At 43.4% G+C, this 18,441-nt stretch carries 16 protein-coding genes; 5 read left to right on the forward strand and 11 right to left on the reverse strand.

Features of this window, described 5'->3' with window-relative positions; all coding sequences use genetic code 11:
* Nucleotides 1–46 precede the first annotated feature (46 nt).
* Both A5867_RS14585 and A5867_RS14590 read right to left on the reverse strand, forming a co-directional pair.
* Nucleotides 47–1,471, reverse strand: coding sequence for a 6-phospho-beta-glucosidase (locus A5867_RS14585; RefSeq protein WP_087627893.1), 1,425 nt, complete (start codon nucleotides 1,469–1,471; stop codon nucleotides 47–49).
* Nucleotides 1,472–1,482: 11 nt separating this feature from the next.
* Nucleotides 1,483–3,339 (reverse strand): beta-glucoside-specific PTS transporter subunit IIABC, encoded by a 1,857-nt coding sequence (locus tag A5867_RS14590; RefSeq protein WP_087627894.1) that lies wholly within the window; start codon nucleotides 3,337–3,339, stop codon nucleotides 1,483–1,485.
* 469 nt (nucleotides 3,340–3,808) lie between these two features.
* Between A5867_RS14590 and A5867_RS14595 the strand changes: the two genes are divergently transcribed.
* Entirely contained in the window at nucleotides 3,809–4,630 is an 822-nt protein-coding gene (locus A5867_RS14595; protein WP_087627895.1) for an MBL fold metallo-hydrolase, read from the forward strand.
* Nucleotides 4,631–4,665: 35 nt separating this feature from the next.
* Here A5867_RS14595 and A5867_RS14600 read toward each other — a convergent pair whose 3' ends face one another.
* From A5867_RS14600 to A5867_RS14635, 8 genes are all read right to left on the reverse strand, one after another.
* A complete protein-coding gene (locus A5867_RS14600) occupies nucleotides 4,666–5,553 on the reverse strand; it encodes a MurR/RpiR family transcriptional regulator (RefSeq protein WP_074933326.1) in 888 nt (295 codons plus the stop codon).
* Nucleotides 5,554–5,681: 128 nt separating this feature from the next.
* Complete coding sequence (locus A5867_RS14605; RefSeq protein ID WP_087627896.1) at nucleotides 5,682–6,860, reverse strand: MFS transporter; 1,179 nt, start codon at nucleotides 6,858–6,860, stop codon at nucleotides 5,682–5,684.
* A 289-nt stretch (nucleotides 6,861–7,149) separates the two neighbouring features.
* Nucleotides 7,150–8,907: a 1-deoxy-D-xylulose-5-phosphate synthase gene (locus tag A5867_RS14610; protein ID WP_087627897.1), complete on the reverse strand. Its 1,758-nt coding sequence runs from the start codon at nucleotides 8,905–8,907 to the stop codon at nucleotides 7,150–7,152.
* Nucleotides 8,908–9,349: 442 nt separating this feature from the next.
* Complete coding sequence (locus A5867_RS14615) at nucleotides 9,350–10,423, reverse strand: ABC transporter substrate-binding protein (RefSeq protein WP_010749877.1); 1,074 nt, start codon at nucleotides 10,421–10,423, stop codon at nucleotides 9,350–9,352.
* Nucleotides 10,420–11,256: an ABC transporter permease gene (locus tag A5867_RS14620; RefSeq protein WP_005228535.1), complete on the reverse strand. Its 837-nt coding sequence runs from the start codon at nucleotides 11,254–11,256 to the stop codon at nucleotides 10,420–10,422. Before A5867_RS14620 ends, A5867_RS14615 begins: the two co-directional genes overlap by 4 nt.
* Entirely contained in the window at nucleotides 11,253–12,062 is an 810-nt protein-coding gene (locus tag A5867_RS14625) for an ABC transporter permease (protein ID WP_010749878.1), read from the reverse strand. The genes A5867_RS14620 and A5867_RS14625 overlap by 4 nt, the downstream gene beginning before the upstream one ends.
* A gap of 12 nt (nucleotides 12,063–12,074) precedes the next feature.
* Nucleotides 12,075–13,163, reverse strand: coding sequence for an ABC transporter ATP-binding protein (locus A5867_RS14630; RefSeq protein WP_005228533.1), 1,089 nt, complete (start codon nucleotides 13,161–13,163; stop codon nucleotides 12,075–12,077).
* A 16-nt stretch (nucleotides 13,164–13,179) separates the two neighbouring features.
* Complete coding sequence (locus A5867_RS14635) at nucleotides 13,180–13,722, reverse strand: XRE family transcriptional regulator (RefSeq protein ID WP_015510239.1); 543 nt, start codon at nucleotides 13,720–13,722, stop codon at nucleotides 13,180–13,182.
* A gap of 386 nt (nucleotides 13,723–14,108) precedes the next feature.
* Between A5867_RS14635 and A5867_RS14640 the strand changes: the two genes are divergently transcribed.
* From A5867_RS14640 to A5867_RS14655, 4 genes are read left to right on the forward strand one after another with little or no spacing between them, the layout of a single operon-like run.
* The gene (locus tag A5867_RS14640) at nucleotides 14,109–15,098 is read left to right on the forward strand and encodes an acryloyl-CoA reductase (RefSeq protein ID WP_086337942.1); all 990 of its coding nucleotides are present in this window, start codon (nucleotides 14,109–14,111) and stop codon (nucleotides 15,096–15,098) included.
* Entirely contained in the window at nucleotides 15,095–15,844 is a 750-nt protein-coding gene (gene coaB / locus A5867_RS14645; RefSeq protein WP_087627898.1) for a phosphopantothenate--cysteine ligase, read from the forward strand. The genes A5867_RS14640 and coaB overlap by 4 nt, the downstream gene beginning before the upstream one ends.
* Nucleotides 15,845–15,876: 32 nt before the next feature.
* Nucleotides 15,877–16,434 (forward strand): phosphopantothenoylcysteine decarboxylase, encoded by a 558-nt coding sequence (gene coaC, locus A5867_RS14650; RefSeq protein ID WP_087627899.1) that lies wholly within the window; start codon nucleotides 15,877–15,879, stop codon nucleotides 16,432–16,434.
* A 2-nt stretch (nucleotides 16,435–16,436) separates the two neighbouring features.
* Nucleotides 16,437–17,081 (forward strand): ECF transporter S component, encoded by a 645-nt coding sequence (locus A5867_RS14655; RefSeq protein WP_005228527.1) that lies wholly within the window; start codon nucleotides 16,437–16,439, stop codon nucleotides 17,079–17,081.
* A 66-nt stretch (nucleotides 17,082–17,147) separates the two neighbouring features.
* Here the strand turns inward: A5867_RS14655 and A5867_RS14660 are convergent, their stop codons facing one another.
* Nucleotides 17,148–18,368, reverse strand: coding sequence for a hypothetical protein (locus A5867_RS14660; protein WP_087627900.1), 1,221 nt, complete (start codon nucleotides 18,366–18,368; stop codon nucleotides 17,148–17,150).
* Nucleotides 18,369–18,441: the final 73 nt, after the last annotated feature.

An 18,441-nucleotide genomic window follows, 5' to 3' on the forward strand; every position in this document is an offset into this window, starting at 1 on the left:
AATACAAAAAGAATGACACATTTTCTCGTGTCATTCTTTTTGTATATTATAAAACTTCCCCATTTGAAGCGATCACTTTTTTATACCACTCAAAGGATTTTTTCTTGGTTCGTTTCAAGGTGCCGTTGCCTTGATCGTCTCGATCCACATAGATAAAGCCGTAGCGTTTACTCATTTGACCGGTGCTGGCTGCTACAAGATCAATACAACCCCAAGTAGTATAGCCAAGTAGTTCCACGCCGTCGATCGTCACCGCATCTTTGAAGGCTTGAATATGTTTTTTAAAATAGTCGATCCGATAATCGTCTGCGACAAACCCATTCTCATCAGGGGTATCGATCGCCCCTAACCCATTTTCTACGATAAACAACGGTTTTTGATAGCGATCATACAATTGATTCAATGAATTTCTCAGTCCTAACGGATCAATCTGCCACCCCCACTCAGTCGATGATAGATGTGCATTTTTAATTGATGGAAAGAGGTTCCCTGTCGCTTGCGCATAGTCTTCTGGGTGGGCACTGACCGTTCGAGAACAGTAATAAGAAAAACTGACAAAATCAACAGGAGAAGCCGCTAAAATCGCCTCGTCCTCAGGTGTTATTTTGATTGTTAAGCCTTCTCGCTCAAATTTTTTCAAGGCATAATTGGGGTATTTGCCTCGGGCTTGCACATCGATAAAGAAATAGCCTTCGCGATCACGATTGATTGCTTCTTGGTAATCTTCAGGTCGGCAAGTATAAGGATAATGACTGCCACCAGCCAGCATACAACCAACTTGATTGGTCGGATCGATTTCATGAGCCTTTTGGGTTGCTAAGGCACTGGCGACTAACTGATGATGCGCTGCTTGGTATTTGATTTCTTGACGATTGTCCCCTTCTTTAAAGACGATCCCGCCACCTACAAAGGGCTGATGCAGCAAAATATTGATTTCATTGATCGTCAGCCAATATTTGACCAACCCGCGATAGCGTTGGAAGACGGTTTCCGCATAAGTCACATAGAAATCAATGAGTCGGCGATTTTTCCAGCCACCAAATTCCTTGATCAAATGCAGCGGAACATCGAAGTGGGCAATCGTGACTAATGGCTCGATTTGATGTTTTCTCAATTCTTTGAAGATTTTCTCATAAAAAAGCAGTCCTTCTTCGTTGGGCGCTTCGTCATTGCCATTTGGAAAAATCCGTGACCAAGAAAGTGACATCCGATACACGTTAAAACCCATTTCGGCAAAAAGGGCAATATCTTCCATATAATGGTGGTACATATCAATGGCCGTTTGGGCTGGATAAAAAGAATCTTCCTGCCATTCCAACATTTCCAGTTCACCAGCAGCGACCTTTGCGCGATCAGGACCAGTGGGTAAGAGGTCGACATTTGATAAGCCACGTCCTCCTGCTAATACACCTCCTTCTGCTTGATTGGCAGCCGTTGCACCACCCCATAAAAAATCATCTGATAATCCCATGTTATTTCCTCCTAAACTTTGACTACAAGTACTTCCTCTTCTTTAGCTACCAATCCTTCCTTCACAAGTTCGACTGCGGTATATTGTGGTGTATTGGTAACGATGATCGGTACTTGTGTGACATATCCTGCAGCTTTTATCTGCTGTACATCGAACGTCAGCAGTCGCTGCCCTTTTGTAACTTTTTGCTCTGCTTCTACTAACGCATCAAAATACTGACCATTTAGTTCCACTGTGTCTAAACCGACATGGATCAACAATTCAATTCCCGTGTCTGAAACCAAGCCAATCGCGTGTTTGGTAGGAAATACAGCAGCGACTTTTCCATCAAAAGGCGCAATGACTTCACCGATGGGTTCATCGACCGCAAATCCTTTTCCGAGTGCTTCAGAAGCAAATGCGTCATCTTTGACTTGATTCAGTGGCATCACGGTTCCTGGTACAGGATTGATCAATAGGGTATCTTCTAAGACTACTGCTTTCATATCTGGAACATCAATTGTCACTTTTGTTTCATATTTGAAACTTAAGATATAGGTAACGACCGCACTCACCACAGCTGCAATCACCAATGCGATAATGATATTCCAAAAATAGCGCATCGTATCATCACCGATATATAGTAAGACTGCTGGGAGACCAGACGAACCGGTCGCAAAGCGATGCGTATTGGTCAAGCCAGCATACAAACCACCAGAAGCCCCACCAATCATTGCCGCAACTAACGGATATTTTTTTGGCAAATTGATTCCATATAAAGCGGGTTCAGTAATCCCCATGTAGGCAGTGATCGCCCCTGATACCGCCAACTGCTTAGTCTTTTTCTCTTTCGTACGCAATGCGACAACTGCTACTGCGGTTGCTTGAGCAATGTTTGAGACCAATGCCCCTGGACCAAAAATACTGTCATACCCAAGTTCTGCCATTTGCATCACCCCTAAAGGAGCAATCCCATTGTGCAAACCAAACATCACCATGATTGGTAAAAAGCCCCCAATCAAAACTGCTGGAACCCAGCTAGCATGGACACTTAAGAAGGTAAAGAAAGTTGCCAAATAGCCACCCAAGATACTACCGATCGGTCCAAATAGCGAGAAGGCTAATGTACCCATTATCAAGAATGTTAGCATTGGAACAAAAACCAGTTCTACTGATTTTGGAATCACTTTGTTCAAAAACTTTTCAACATACGATTGGAAAAAAATCACGATCAGGATCGGAATAACTGATCCCGTATAGTTTGCTAATGTAAAAGGAATAACCCCAAAAAAGTGAACGGGTTCGTCTGCTGTGACCAAGGCACCCCAATTAGGATGCATCATCATAGCAGCCACTGAAGCCGCTAAAATCGGATTGCATCGCAATTTTTGTGCCACAGTGAAGGCCAGGATCATTGGTAAGAAGAAGAAAACACCATCTGCAAAAAGATTCAGCATGTAATAGGTTTGCGAATCAGCGGTGATCACATCAAAGACGATCAACAAAGCCAAAACTGCCTTAACCATTCCAGCACCGGACAATGCCGGAATAATTGGTTGAAACGTTCCTGCCACAAAATCGATCACTGCAGCTGCCGGTCCTTTTTTCTCCCCAGGCTCTGACGTCCCTGATGATTGAAGCGAAACCAATTTTGTGACTTCTTCATAGACATCTTTGACATGTGTTCCAATCACGACTTGATGCACCCCTGCGTTATTGATGTATTTGGCAACCCCATCGAGTGCCTCTAATTCTCCTTCATCTATACGCTTTTCATCTTTGACTTTAAAGCGTAATCGTGTTTGACAATGATAGGCATCCGTGATATTTTCTTGTCCCCCCAGATACTGGACGATTTTTTTTGCTAATGATTGATAATTTTCACTCATACATTCCACCCCTAGATAAATTTCAAAGAAAATCTATGTTGTATGTGCTCACCGGTAAAACATACTGTTCTTTCTGCCAGCAATGTACCATTTTTAGAGAGCGGTTCCAATACATTTTCCTAAAGTCGAAATGGATTTCACCTTTTCATTAAATACCGCTCTTTTTTCGAAATTTATTCCACGAAAAGCCCCCGCATTGCCTTGACGAAGCCAGGAGAAACAATGGTATAATTTACTCTATGAATGCGACACTTTTGAATTGTGGCAATCAAAAACAATCGATGAGCGCACGCCATAGAATAATCATGTAAAAAAAGGCGGCACAATACTCTCTTAAAATTACTGGAACTGCAGCTTCTTTCCCCCAAACCGTTGAAGCACCTCATAATGGAACAACGATTCAGCATAGCCTGTTACGAACGGCGATGCTGCGTTGGATTAAAAAAACAGGCGAAGGGAACGAAAAAAAATGACAAACGCACAACAAGCAATTCCTCCAAAAACGATTGTCTTTAACGAAAAAGCTTTTCAAAAAACGGATCAAACGATCATTCGATGGTTAGGAAATTCCGGCATTCTTTTAAACAGCCGGGGTACTTGTATCATGGTCGATCCGGTCTTAGAAGGATTTGACCTGCCGTTACTGATCGATCTGCCAATCAAACCGTCGGCAGTTCCTCACTTAGATGCGGTATTGATCACCCATTCGGATAACGATCATTACAGCATTCCGACAATTGACAAATTAGTTTCTGTTACCGACAGCTTTCATGGACCCAAGTATGTCGCCGAACTTATACAAGAGCACTTTCATGTTGCTGCCCAAGGCCACGATATCTATGATTCATTCACCGTGAAGAATTTGACGATTTCTTTAACAAAGGCGTATCACCTTTGGCAAAATGAAACGACAAAATTTGATCGGGTCTTCCAAATTGAGGACTATTGTGGCTTTTGGATCGATACACCTGATGGCTCCTTGTGGATTCCTGGAGATTCTCGTCTTTTACCAGAGCAATTAGAGATGCCTCAGCCAGATGCGATCTTGTTTGACTTTAACGACAACGCGTGGCACATCGGCTTTGAGAATGCCGTCAAGCTGGCAAACAACTATCCGCATGCTGAATTGATCCTCTCCCATTGGGGAACAGTGGATGCTCCGCATATCGATGCCTTTAATGGGGATCCTGAAGCTTTGTACGATCGGATCGTCAATCCAAAGCGGATTCGTCTTGTCGCTGCCGGTGAGCCTATCGAATTGAAATCAACCACTCCTAACAATGTACAATAGGGAAAAAGGACCACACCATATTCGGTGCGGTCCTTTTATTCTTCTGCCATCTCTTTAAACGTCGTTTTTCGGCTCGTCTCTAAAAAACGAGCATTGGTGATTTTCATTTGGATATTTTCCTGATAATCGAGGGAAAAAATCTTAGCAAACAAAACTGTCAAAAGGAACTGAATCGATTCTTCTGTGGAAAAATTTCCGATTTTGGAATACAGTTTTTCTCGGCTAGCAATCGTCAAGACGATCGTCGAATAGTCCCGCAAATAGTTCTCTCCACCACTCGTAATACTGATAATCGGCACACCATTTTTCAACAATGTTTTCACATTTTTCATAGGATACGTTTCTGAATTATTACCAGAATAAGAGATCAGAATGGCACAATCCTGTGGGGTCAGCGTATTAGAAATCAAGCCAGATTCATCCGCATCTGCAAGAAAGGCTTTTTTATGGATCGTGTTTAAGTTGCGTTTAAACAGCTGTCCGAAATAAGAATTTGGACTACGCCCATAGATGACGATGGTTTGAGCGCCATTGATGAGCCTCGCAGCTTGATTCAGGTCTTTTACGGTCATAAGTGCCGCTGTTTCTTTAATCGTTTGCATACGCAAGTTCGCCAAGTTTTCAATGATTTCTAATGTGTCTGCAGCTTCATCAAAAGGAATGTTCACATCGATTGCTGCTGACCCATCATCAAAATGAGCCAATTCGTGCATGAAGGCATATACAAATTCTTTCCAACCAGAAAAGCCAAAATATTTTGCAAAACGGACCAGCGTCGGCTTGGAAGTATGGGTCAGTTTTGCGATTTCTTCCATGCTATACTCACTAACTTTTTCTCGATTGCTTAATAAAAAGTCACCGATCGTTCGTCTCGCATCATTTTGTTTAAACGCTGCTTCTTCAATTTTTTGAAAAAGATACATCTGGTTCTCCCCTCTGATTGACGCCTGCAGTTTGTCTAGTACGCTCAACTCACCATTGTTTCTTTTTATTATAAGCGATGAGAAGGATGAAATGAAGATGGAAAAACGAGGATTAAGCTAGCTTTCGCCTATCCTCGTTCAAAATACAGAAAGTATTTATTTCCCAAAAAAGCTAGGACACCAATCAAGCACAACAAGCCCCCTGACAGGATCATCTGCATCCCTGCTGTTTCATTGCCGCTGACTAGTATCAGCAAGCGTGATGCATAAGGTGCTAACGTGACCCCTAAATTGTAAGCAACGATCGAGACGATCGTGCCAAACTTAGCTTCCGCTTCACCACCAGTCGTCAGCAAGTGGGTGAAAAAAGGCATGATGCTGCGAAAGGCAAAACCTAATAGTAAAGAACAACCCAAGAGCAGCCCCAGCGTCTGCAAGGGATACGTCAAATAGATGCTGCTTCCTGCAAGCAATGCCGCAACGGGCAGCAACCAGCGATGTAGGCGGCTATATATCAAGCCAAAGGCATTGCCTGCGATAAATGCCCCCGTCGCAATGGCGGCGATCATGTTACTGCCATCGGTCGCATCACCGATTCCTTTTTCCAACAACAACGGGGTGATCTGCAGATTGTAGTTGATAAACAAGACAACGATCAGAAACAAGAGCACACCCAAAACAAATGACTTTTGTTTCCGTTCTGTTGAAACCGTGACGTTCGCTATCAGAGCCGCATCAGTGGTCGCTTTTGTTTCGTTGGGAATAAATACCTGAACAAAAAAGAGACTGATCAAGGCAAAGCCATAAACGAAGAAAGAGATCTCCCAACTGATCTTCACTAGCTGTCCTACCAGCAAAGTCATAAAGATACCGCCTAAACCACCGACGGCACTTTCTAACCCAAGAGCCTTGGCTTTCTTTTGCGGCTCATTTTGAAACAACAAACTAATCATTTGAATCGCCAAACGATTGAATAAACCGATCCCAAAGCCAAGAATCGCGCGCGAAAGAAACAAGACGGGAAAGCTCCCCTGATACCATGCCGGCAGCGTGCCAAAAATCGCCACAATGACCAAGCCGGTGACCATCGTGTATTTTTTGCCGATCCTTTTTTCGATCATGCTAGTAGTAAAAATCCCCAGCAAAAGAAACAATGACGGAATCGTGGTCAGTAACCCGACGTAGACCGTATCTACTTCTGGAAAGCTTGCCGCAATTGCGGGAACATTGGCAGAAATCGCCGGTGCCGAATAAACGACCATTGCCACCGACAACAGTGCCAGCAACTTCATTGAAAAAAATTTCATAGTTACCCCTTTTCTTTTTACAAAATACTTTTTTTGTTTCTCTGAGCTCAACCGGATAAGACACCAAAGCAATCTTTTCCTACCTCTTTATTATTTGCTGGATCGCCAGCATTTGACCAATGCTTCCTACGCTGAGGCTTTATGCTTGAAAAGCATTGGTCTTCTGCATTTGCTGCAGACCGTCACCGATTGTCTGCGAAAAAACCTTGCAGTCTGTTTTACTGCAAGGTTTCCTTCGATCATTCATTTTTTAACATCCTATCAGCTACATAAGACACCCCAAGAGAACTTATTTCTGCAGCTGTTCTATGACATCTTTCGTAATTGCCTCAGCAGTGATACCAAGTTCGGATAAAACGTCCGCTGCTCGGTAATTATCATAAAATTTCTTTTCTAAGCCATAGTTTTTGACGGCAATCTCACGATCACCAAGATAGCTGGCAATCATTTGTCCATAGCCGCCCTCTCGTATGCCGTCTTCCAACGTGACAACGAGTTTATGCGCTCGTGCCACAGCATCCAACAATTCGTTGTCGACCCCTGAAATAAACTTAGGATTGATCACCGTTGGGGTAATTCCATGTTGCATTTCCAATTGTTCAGCGATCTCTTCTGCTAGCGCATAAAAGTTTCCGACACCGACGATGGCTACCTGCGTGCCAGCTTGAGTCACCTCATTTTTTTGATCGCTGTAGTCAGTAGAGGCTGCCACTGCCGTTTCGTTGACAGGTCCAACCGGTACTCGGATCGCAACTGGAGCGTTGGTTTGTTCCAGCGACCAATCCAACATTGCTAGATATTCTTCTTTAGAGGTTGGCGCAAGATAAACAAGGTTAGGAATATGTGCCAAAAAGGGGATATCAAAAATTCCCAAATGGCTCTCGTCATTCATTCCATGAATCGATGCACCGTATACCAGAATCGTTCCAGGCAGATGATTTAGGGCCAAATCATGGGAAATTTGATCAAAACTACGTTGCATAAAGGTAGAAAAAACGGCCCAGACAGGTTTCGCTCCATTTTTTGCTAACCCAGCAACCATCGATACCGCATGTTCTTCTGCAATACCCACATCTACAAATTGTTTACCTGCTTTTTCTCGTTGTTCTGGAGAAAAAAGCAGCATCGGTGTACCAGCATTTACTGCCACAACTTTAGGATCTGTCGCCATTTTTTCTAATAAATAATCCGTCGTTAAGCTGTTGTAGGTTACTTGATTGCCGCCAGCAGAAATATATTCGCCTGTTTCTAAATGAAAGGGACCACCTGCATGAAACTTTTCACGATTTTCTTCCGCAAACTTGAAGCCTTTGCCTTTGATCGTATGAATGTGTAATAAAACAGGATGATCAATGTCTTTCACTTTTTCAAATAAAGCGATCAAGGCAGCGAGGTCATTTCCGTCATCTAAATAGTGGTACTCAAAACCAATCGCTTTGAACAGATTATCTGCTGCTTGCCCCTTGGTTTCCCGCAATGCCCGCAAATTCTGATACATCCCCCCATGGTTTTCTGCGATTGATTGGTCATTGTCGTTGAGGATCACGATGGTATTGGTGCCTAATTCCACAATATTGTTCAAGCCTTCAAACGCTAAGCCACCTGATAGAGAACCATCGCCAATGACGGCAACGACGTTATACGTTTCATTTTTTAGGTCACGGGCTTTCGCCACACCATTTGCCAACGAAACTGAGGTGGAGGTATGACCGACCGTAAAGAGATCGTGCTCGCTTTCTTTCGGATTCGTGTAACCAGAAACCGCATCATACTGAGCAGCATCAAGAAAGGCATGGGCGCGTCCCGTCAACATTTTGTGGATATAGGTCTGATGAGACACATCAAAAATCAGCTTATCGGTGGGGGAATCAAAGACCTTATGCAACGCGATCGTCATCTCAACCATCCCCAGATTGGGGCCATTGTGCCCCCCATGGTGACTGATTTTTTCCAATAAAGCAGTTCGTGCTTCTACTACCAGTTCTTTAAGTTGCCCACTGGTCAATTTTTTTAACGCTTTGGGGCTTTTGATTTTTTCTAATAACATGTACATACCTCCTGTAAAAATGTTTGAATGGTTCGTGTGTTTACTCACAAGGAAAAAGACACGAAATCGAAATGAGTGGATCGTTCTCTAAAATGAAAAAAAGCGGCAATCGGAGATGGACGCTCTTTTTTAAATTCCTGTCAAACCAAGAAATAGCAAGTTATCCTGAAGGGAAATTGTGATTTTTCTTAGTTCTAACAATCGCTGCTCATTTCTTCTATCTAAAAAGATACCACCTAGAGTTGACTTTAGGTCAAGTGGTTATTGAAACATTTTTAACAAAACGAGGTTGATTTTTCCTAATTATTGAAACAATTGCAGGTTTATTCTCTATAAATTTTCTTTTCTAATACATATTCCTAGAAGTTCATTTGATATGTCATAGTAAATTATAAAAAACTGCCATTAAACAGGATCCATTCCCTGCTTAATGGCAGTTTGCTTATTTCCGATACATCTTCAATTCCAAGAACAAATCATTATAGATGCCCAGATACTCAGCACCTAAGTTTTCATAGACTTCGAGGTGTTCCATCAATTCATCGGATGGATAGAATTGTTCGTCTTCGGTGATCTCGTCAGGCAGTAATGCCATGGCTTCTTGGTTAGGTGTGGAATAGCCGATGTATTCTGCGTTTTGTGCAGCGTTCTCGGGTTCTAGCATAAAGTTCAAGAAGGCGTAAGCACCGGCTTCGTTTTGTGAGGTCTTAGGAATGACCATATTATCAAACCACAGGTTGGAACCTTCCGAAGGGATCACATAATGAATGTGCTCGTTTTCGTACATCATGTCGGCTGCTTCCCCAGAAAATGTGACCGCAACCGATGCTTCTTCATTTGCCATGTACATCTTGATTTCATCTGCGACGATGGCTTTGATGTTTGGGGTCATGGTCCGCAGCTTATTGAATGCCTCTTGCAGCTGATCATCGTCTTTGCTGTTTAGAGAATAGCCTAAGCTGTCCAAACCTAATCCCATCACTTCACGCGCGCCATCGATCAGCATGATGCTATTTGCTAATTCGGGTTTCCAAAGATCGTCCCATTGGGTGATCTCACCTTCATCAAAGAACTTATCGTTATAGACGATCCCCAGTGTTCCCCAGAAATAAGGGATCGAATATTGATTGCCAGGATCAAAACTCAGGTCTAAAAAGCGAGGGTCGATATTGTCTAGCCCTTTGATTTTGCTGTGATCCAATGGTTTTAAAAGATTTTGTTCCATCATTTTCTCAATCATGTATTCACTCGGTATGGCGATGTCATAGGACGTACCACCTTGTTGGATCTTCGTGAACATCGCTTCATTTGAGTCAAAGGTTTCATAATTGACCTTGTAGCCAGTCTCTTCTTCAAACTTACTGATCAAATCTGGGTCGATGTAGTCGCCCCAGTTGTAGATGTTGACGACCTCAGCACCTGCCATACCAGAGGAGCGTTCCAATTCACGGACACCAAAGAGCAAGATCAGGACGATCGCAACAATACCGATAATCAGAGATTGTAGTCGTTTCATCGCAGATTTGCCACCTCCACACGGCGGTTTTTACGCAATTTCTTCGCGCCGTTTTCTTTACTGATAAAGTAATAGCCTACCACCAGGATCATGGAGAATAAGAAGACAAGTGTACTTAATGCATTGATTTCTAAACTGATTCCTTGACGTGCTCTAGAATAGATCTCTACCGATAAGGTACTAAAGCCATTGCCTGTCACAAAGAATGTCACGGCAAAATCATCGAGTGAATAAGTAAAGGCCATGAAATAGCCGGCGATGATGCCCGGTGTCAAGAAAGGCAAAATGATATTTTTAATGACTTGAAAATTATTCGCGCCTAAATCACGGGCAGCATCGATCATTGAATCGTTCATCTCTTGCAGTTTCGGCAAGACCATCAACACCACGATCGGGATACTAAAGGCGATATGCGAAAGCAATACGCTGAAAAAGCCTAAGCTAAACCCACGGAACAAGTTGCCGATCATCGTAAAGAAAATCAAGAAGCTAGCACCAATGATGACATCTGGTGAAACCAACAAAATATTATTCAAACTCAACAATGCCGTTCTCGTTCGGCGTTTGCGGGTATAGTAGATGCCCATCGCACCAAATGTGCCGATGATCGTTGCCAGTAATGCTGATAAAAATGCCAGCATAAAGGTGTTCAACACGATGATCATCAAGCGGGTATCTTGAAAGACGGATTGGTAATGTTCAAAAGTGAAACCCGTAAAAGCATTCATGGTGCCTCCTTCATTGAAGGAATAGAAAATCAAATAAAAGATCGGCACGTACAAAAGAATAAAGACGACGATCAGATAAAGATTCGACCAGCGAAATTTTTTCATTTACGTTGCCCTCCTTTTTTCTTTTCTCCCGTAAACAGCATCACGAGGAACATAGCGATGATCAAAATGACGCCGATGGTCGAACCCATGCCCCAGTTTTGGGTAACGAGAAAGTGCTGCTCGATCGCCGTACCAAGCGTGATTACGCGATTGCCCCCAATCAAACGGGTCAACATGAAGAGGGAGAGCGACGGAATGAAGACGGCTTGGACGCCGCTTTTCACACCGTTTAACGACAGAGGGAAAATCACTCGTCGAAACGTATCATAGCTGTTTGCCCCTAAATCGCGACTGGCACTGATCAAAGAGGGATTCATTTCTTCTAAGGCATTAAAAATCGGCATGATCATAAAGGGCAGTTCGATATAGACGGCAACCGTCAAAAAGCTAAAGTCGGTAAACAAAATCTGCTTTGGTCCAACACCCATGATTTCTAGGAAGTTGTTGACACTGCCATGAATGCCGAAAATCCCAATAAACGCATAGGCTTTTAACAATAAGTTGACCCACGTTGGTAAGATGATCAACAGCAGCCACAAATCTTTGTGACGCAGCTTAGTTAAGAAATAGGCTGTCGGGTAGCTGATCACTAAGGTAATCACGGTGATCAAAAAGGCATACCAAACCGAGTTTAAGGTCATGATCAAATATTTGCCAGAACCTAAGTAGCTTTGATAATTGACCAGCGAAAAGTTGCCGTTCATATCAAAAAAGGATTGGTAGATGATCAATAAGACTGGTGCAATAACAAATAGCAATAACCAAAAGACATAGGGTATCGCATAAAAACGACGCATTTTCGTCATTAGCTTTCCCTCCTAATCTTCGTAGCTCTCTAAACGAGCATCAAAATCTTCTTCGGACTCATTGAAACGCATGACGTGGATGTCTTCTGGTTCAAAGGAAAGCCCGATCTTGCTTCCTTCAGTGGCTTTTCTTGTAGAGTGAACCATCCATTCGTTGCCTTGTTCGTCATAACAAATGATCTCGTAATGCACGCCTCGGAACAATTGCGTGTCTACTTCAACGACCAGCTTGCCTTTTTCCGCCGTCGTCAAATTCAAATCTTCTGGACGGATCACGATCTCAACAGCTTCATTCGGCCGCATCCCGCCATCGACACATTCAAATTGCTTGCCGACAAACTCCACTAAGTTGTCTTCGATCATCGTACCTGTGACGATGTTGCTTTCACCGACAAAATCCGCCACGAAATGGTTGATTGGTTCATCGTAAATATCCACTGGTGTGCCGCTTTGGACGATCTTCCCTTTGTTCATAACGAAAATCTCATCACTCATCGCCAACGCTTCTTCTTGGTCATGGGTGACAAAAATAAAGGTGATGCCTAGTCGCTGCTGCAATTCCCGCAGCTCGTATTGCATGTCGGTTCGCAATTTCAAATCCAATGCGGACAATGGTTCATCCAGGAGCAATACTTTGGGTTCATTGACGATCGCTCGTGCGATTGCGACCCGTTGGCGTTGACCTCCAGACATTTCGCTGATTTCACGATTCTCATAACCAGGAAGTTGTACTAGCCGCAACGCTTCTAAGACTTTTTTATTCACTTCATCTTTTGGTAATTTTTTGATTCGCAGACCAAATGCCACATTTTCAAAAACGTTCATATGTGGGAATAAGGCGTAATCTTGAAAGACAGTATTCACTTGCCGTTGATTGGCAGGAACGTCATTGATTCTTTGTCCATCAAAATAAACGTCGCCTTCTGTTGCGTCCGAAAAACCCGCAATGATGCGTAAGATGGTTGTTTTTCCACAACCTGAAGGACCTAACAATGTATAAAAGCGACCTTCTTCAATATCAAAACTCACTTTTTTCAAAACTGTTTCATCATCATCAAATCGCTTCACCACATTGTTGAATGAAATTATTGTTTTTCCCACACTCTTTCCTCCTGTACTATAAATAAGAATCTGTCACGACTACAAGCACACGGCTTTTTTTGCCCGCAATATTTTTTAATTGATGCGGCTCAGTCGCCTGATAATAAATCGATTGGCCTTTACGAGCCTTGTACTGCGTTTCTCCTAGTGTCAAGGCCACACTGCCCTCTAAGACATAGATAAATGTTTCTGCTAACGATGGTTCAAAGGTCTTGTATTCGCCCGCTTTATCAAAGGTCAGCAAGACTGGCTCCATTTCTTTTTCATTGGAATCGGGAATCAGCCACTTCAATTCATAGCCATTTTCTTCATCATAATAAAGCGTGCTGTCTTCTTCGCGATAAACCACTTGATGCTGCGCATTTTCTTCTCGGAAAAATTCCTCTGGTGTCACGCCTAAAACTTCTAAGATCGTAAAAAAAGTTTCCATAGAAGGCGAACTCAAATCACGCTCCAACTGTGAGATATAGCCTTTCGTCAAATCGGTCCGCTCGCCTAATTCTTCTTGGGTCAAATTCTTTTGAACGCGCAAATTGCGCAGCTTCTCGCCAATCTCCATGTTCATTCCCCCTTTGATTGACACAACTTCAAATAAAAAAGTTTGCTATAAGTAAACTTCATGTTTAATTTCACTTTTTCTAGTATACAAATAATTGCAAAAAACACAAGCTTTTTTTCTTCATTTTTTTGAATTCTTTTCTCTCTGATCAAAAAAAGGAGTGACGCTAAACGCTTGTATTATAAAGGAAAGGAATGGCGGTCCCGTCATTTTCGCTTTTCACAGGTTTAAAAGAACAACTTCTATTTTAAAGAAGAAAAGGTAGATTTAATAATAATCTGTTTTTACTGATTTTTTGATAAGAAGACCTGCCTTTTCTTGCTTCACTGGTTAAAAAAATAAAACTTATGGTATTATGAGTACAAACCATCAAAGGAGTGTCTGAAATGACGAATTTCTCTACCTTTCGTGTCATGAATGAACCAAATTTTACTGCTTCACTCACAACTGCAACCCTTGACGAGCTGCCAGCAGGCGATGTGCTTGTCCGTGTTGATTACTCAGATGTCAATTACAAAGATGCCTTGGCAGCAAAAGAAAATGGCGGCGTGATCCGCACGTATCCGATGACGCCGGGAATCGATTTAGCAGGGGAAGTCGTGGACAGTCAGTCTGCTGATTTTGCCCCAGGCGACCAAGTCTTAGTGACAGGTTATGGCTTAGGGGTTTCTCACCCAGGCGGTTACAGTCAATTTCAACGGGTCCCAGCCGAGTGGCTCGTGAAACGTTCTGCTGGTTTTTCAGCAAAAGACAGTATGACCTATGGCACTGCTGGGTTCACAGCAGCTTTAGCAGTGCAAGAATTAGAACAGCTGCACTTAGCAAAAGACGCTGCTATTTTGGTGACAGGCGCTAGCGGTGGCGTCGGCAGTGTCAGCATTGCTTTATTGAAAAAACTGGGCTATACAAATATAGTGGCGCTATCTCGGAAAAACGATGCGCAATGGTTGTTAGACCTAGGCGCAGCAAAAATCATTAGTCCTGATGACGTGGTACCAGAAAAGGTCAAACCATTAGCAAAACAAACGTTTGCAGCGGTCATCGATACAGTTGGCGGTCCATTGCTTGCGGCAGTGCTTCCGCAAATCGCGTATGGGGGCGGTGCCTTCTTATGCGGCAATGCTGGTGGAATCAAAATCGAAACGACTGTCTTACCCTTTATTTTGCGTGGGATTCGCGTAATTGGGATCGATTCGGTCAATGTTTCCCATGAGATCCGCTCGGCATTATGGGAGAAATTAGCGGGTGAGTGGAATGTGATCGATCAGCTTTACACGAAAGCCATCACTTTGGAAGACTTGCCAGAAACATTGGCAGCTTTATTAGCTGGTACGCACCAAGGACGGACGATCGTTGAGGTGTCACAAGCGCAATGAGAATTTTGATTACGGCTGGCGGTACTTCCGAAAAAATCGATGATGTCCGTGCAATCACGAATCATTCCACGGGCTCACTTGGTCAAGCCATTGCCAAGGAATGGCTGCAATACCCTGAGGTGGCCATCGATTACGTTACGACGAAAACTGCCAAACAACCGCCGACCGATCCACGCGTTACCTGTCATTTCATTGAAGGGACCACGGACTTGTTGACGCGGTTGACCGATTTATTGACGACCCATTCGTATGCTGCTGTGATCCACAGTATGGCAGTCAGTGATTTCACCCCTGCTGCTCATTTTTCAGAAGCAGCGTTTTATGAAGCAATCAACGATGCCCTACCAGCTTATGACAACCAGGTCACTCCGGCATTGATGGCACACGTGCTCACACAATCTGAAACAACGGCAGGCAAAGTTTCTTCCAATACTGATCATTTGTTTTTAGTGTTGAAGAAAACCCCGAAAGTGATCCAAACCATCAAAGCATTACAGCCGACAACCTTATTAGTCGGATTCAAATTATTAGTAGACGTAGCGGAAGCCGAGTTGTTTGCGGTCGCACGAAAAAGTCTGCTGGCTAGCCAAGCGGATTATGTGTTGGCCAACGACTTGACGCAAATTTCTGGAAACCAGCATGTCGGACACCTTTTGACACAAGAAGGACAAATCGGGACTGGCCGCACAAAAGCTGAGATCGCAACCTTGATCGTTGACACATTACGCAATGACCTGCGTGCTTAGCTAGATGTTTTTTTAGAAAAGGAGAAAGAAACATGAAACAAAAACACGTTCTGCTTGGCGTCAGCGGCAGTATCTCTGCATACAAAGCAGCCGACCTAACCAATGAATTAACCAAAAAGGGCTATGCAGTGGATGTCTTAATGACTCAAAATAGCACACAATTTATTACGCCTTTGACTCTACAGTCATTATCCAAACGCCCGATCCATGTGGATGTTATGCAAGAACGTCAACCAGATCGCATCAATCATATTGAACTAGCCAAACAAGCCGATCTTTTCTTGCTCGCCCCAGCCAGTGCTAACAGTATTGGCAAGCTGGCGCATGGGATAGCCGATGATTTGATCTCAACAGTTGCCTTAGCGTTGCCGTTATCCGTGCCCCGCTTGATTGCGCCAGCCATGAATACCGTCATGTACGAAAACCCGATTGTTCAAAGAAATTTGGGGAGTTTGAAAGAAGTCGGCTTCCAAGAGATTGAACCCCGTGAAGCGTTACTGGCTTGCGGTGATTTCGGCAGAGGCGCATTAGCAGCAACAGAAACGATTCTTGAAAAAGCATTGACTGCTTTGGAAGTACGGAGTGTCTAACAATGAAAAAAATATCAACTTTTGAACTTGTCTTAACAGCTTTCTTTTTAGGAATCTTGATTCTTTTAGCATCGGTTCCCTTTCTTGGGTTTATTCCCTTAGGACCAATCAATGCGACAACGATGCACATTCCTGTGATCATCGCTTCCATTGTATTAGGCCCTCGGATCGGCGGCTTTTTAGGCGGCGCCTTTGGGATCATCAGTATGGTGCGTTCGACCTGGATCATCACCCCGCTTTCTTTTGTCTTCTCCCCTTTCGTACCGATTTATGGGAGTGATCAAGGAAGCTGGAAAGCGATCCTCGTAGCGTTGATTCCTCGTATTTTGATTGGTGTCGTTCCTTACTTTGTGTACAAAGGCTGTCAAAAAATCTGGAAAAACAAACAGCAAAGTCTTTCGCTACTGATTGCTGGTGTCGCTGGAGGCTTGACGAATACGATCCTGGTAATGAACTTGATCTACTTCTTGTTCCAGCAAGAATATGCGGAGGTTGTGGGGAAAGCTGGCAATGCTGTCTATGCAGCGATTTTAGGTGTAATCTTCGCCCAAGGTGTACCTGAAGCCATTGTAGCGGGAATCGCCACGATGGCAGTTGGAACCGTCCTTTTACGCTTAGTCATGAATCGCAAAAAAAATCGTATCTAAAAAAATAGCGACCGCCCAAAGTTAGCTTTTTGGCTAACTTAGGCGGTCGCTTCCCTTTTGAGTGTCTTATAAACTTTGTGTCACTTGGAGTGCTTCGACAAGCTCTTGATACTGCTCTTGGGTCAAATACTCTTCATAAAATGTCAGATAATCATCGATATCTGCTTGGGTCAAATAAGGCAGCTCTTGCTTGATTTGCAGCAGCAGTTCTTCAAACTCCTCATCCGTCAGCATATAAGAAGACCAATCATCGGTTTCATCATAGCTATCCCAGTACTCATCATCATAATCATTTTCATACCCATCGTCATAGCTGTCATCCCAACCATAATCATAGGGAGAAAACAATTCTTCTGGGTCAATCAATTCTTCCGCTGTAGGGATTGCAACAGCAGTATCACTTTTCTTCCCTGTAAAAGTCACCGTGGCTCCGATAGTGGTTTGCAGCTCATCCGCTTGCACGAAGTGAAAAGCCATTTTCTGCTGATTTGTTTTCGTATTGACGGTCATGGTTAAGTCAAACTGCTCGACTTCTTCCAACATCGTTTCTAATTCGGCGACTTGCTTTTGATCGGCGCCGTGTTCTTGGGCATAATCTGCATAATCTGCCAATTCTTCTTTGGTAAACGTGTGGCTGATCGTATCTCCATCTCTTTTGAAAGCATCCGGTTCAAAGGTTTTCAGATAGTCTGCAAATGTCTCATTATGAAAAAGACTGTTCATGGTAAAGAGGTTTTCAGGCTCTTTTTCTGCTTCGGTTGTCCCCTCGCCGTCCTCTGCAAAAGTTCCTTCGCCAAAGTAAGAATCTAAGGTTTCTTGATCGATGCGCAGGTATTTGCCTTCATATTCCGCAGCGTCTGGTTTTGTCCCATAACTGTCACTACCAAATGCGCTGATATACCCTTGCAGTGTTTCATAGATTTCAGCTGACACATACGCTTCTTGTTTTTCTGGATCGACGATCAGCTTGATCGGCAGCTCCTGCCCCCCAAAAGCGACTGCCAGATTGAGTAAAATCGCTTTGGTTTCTTTGTCCTGGACGAAGTCCCCTTTAAATGACGAGCCGACTAACTGTGACATCAACATAGAGGCATACCTATCGGCTTCTTGACCGTATTCGCTGCTGCTGCCCATCTCAAAGGTATCGATCGTCGCTTGGAATTCACCAGCATTCACTGCTTGCTGATTCGTCAACTGTTCGGCAAACTGTTCTTGCGGTAATTTCGTACAACCGCCGAAAAGAAAGGCGAACCCAACAAACAAAATGACGCGTCCCCACTTTTTCATCCTGCTCACTCCTTTTCGTTTATTGTACCGAAGACTGAGAAAGCTTACAAACCTAAGCTCTTTTTTATCAGCT

It is taken from the genome of Enterococcus sp. 6D12_DIV0197 (assembly GCF_002174385.1).
Classification (GTDB): domain Bacteria; phylum Bacillota; class Bacilli; order Lactobacillales; family Enterococcaceae; genus Enterococcus_D; species Enterococcus_D casseliflavus.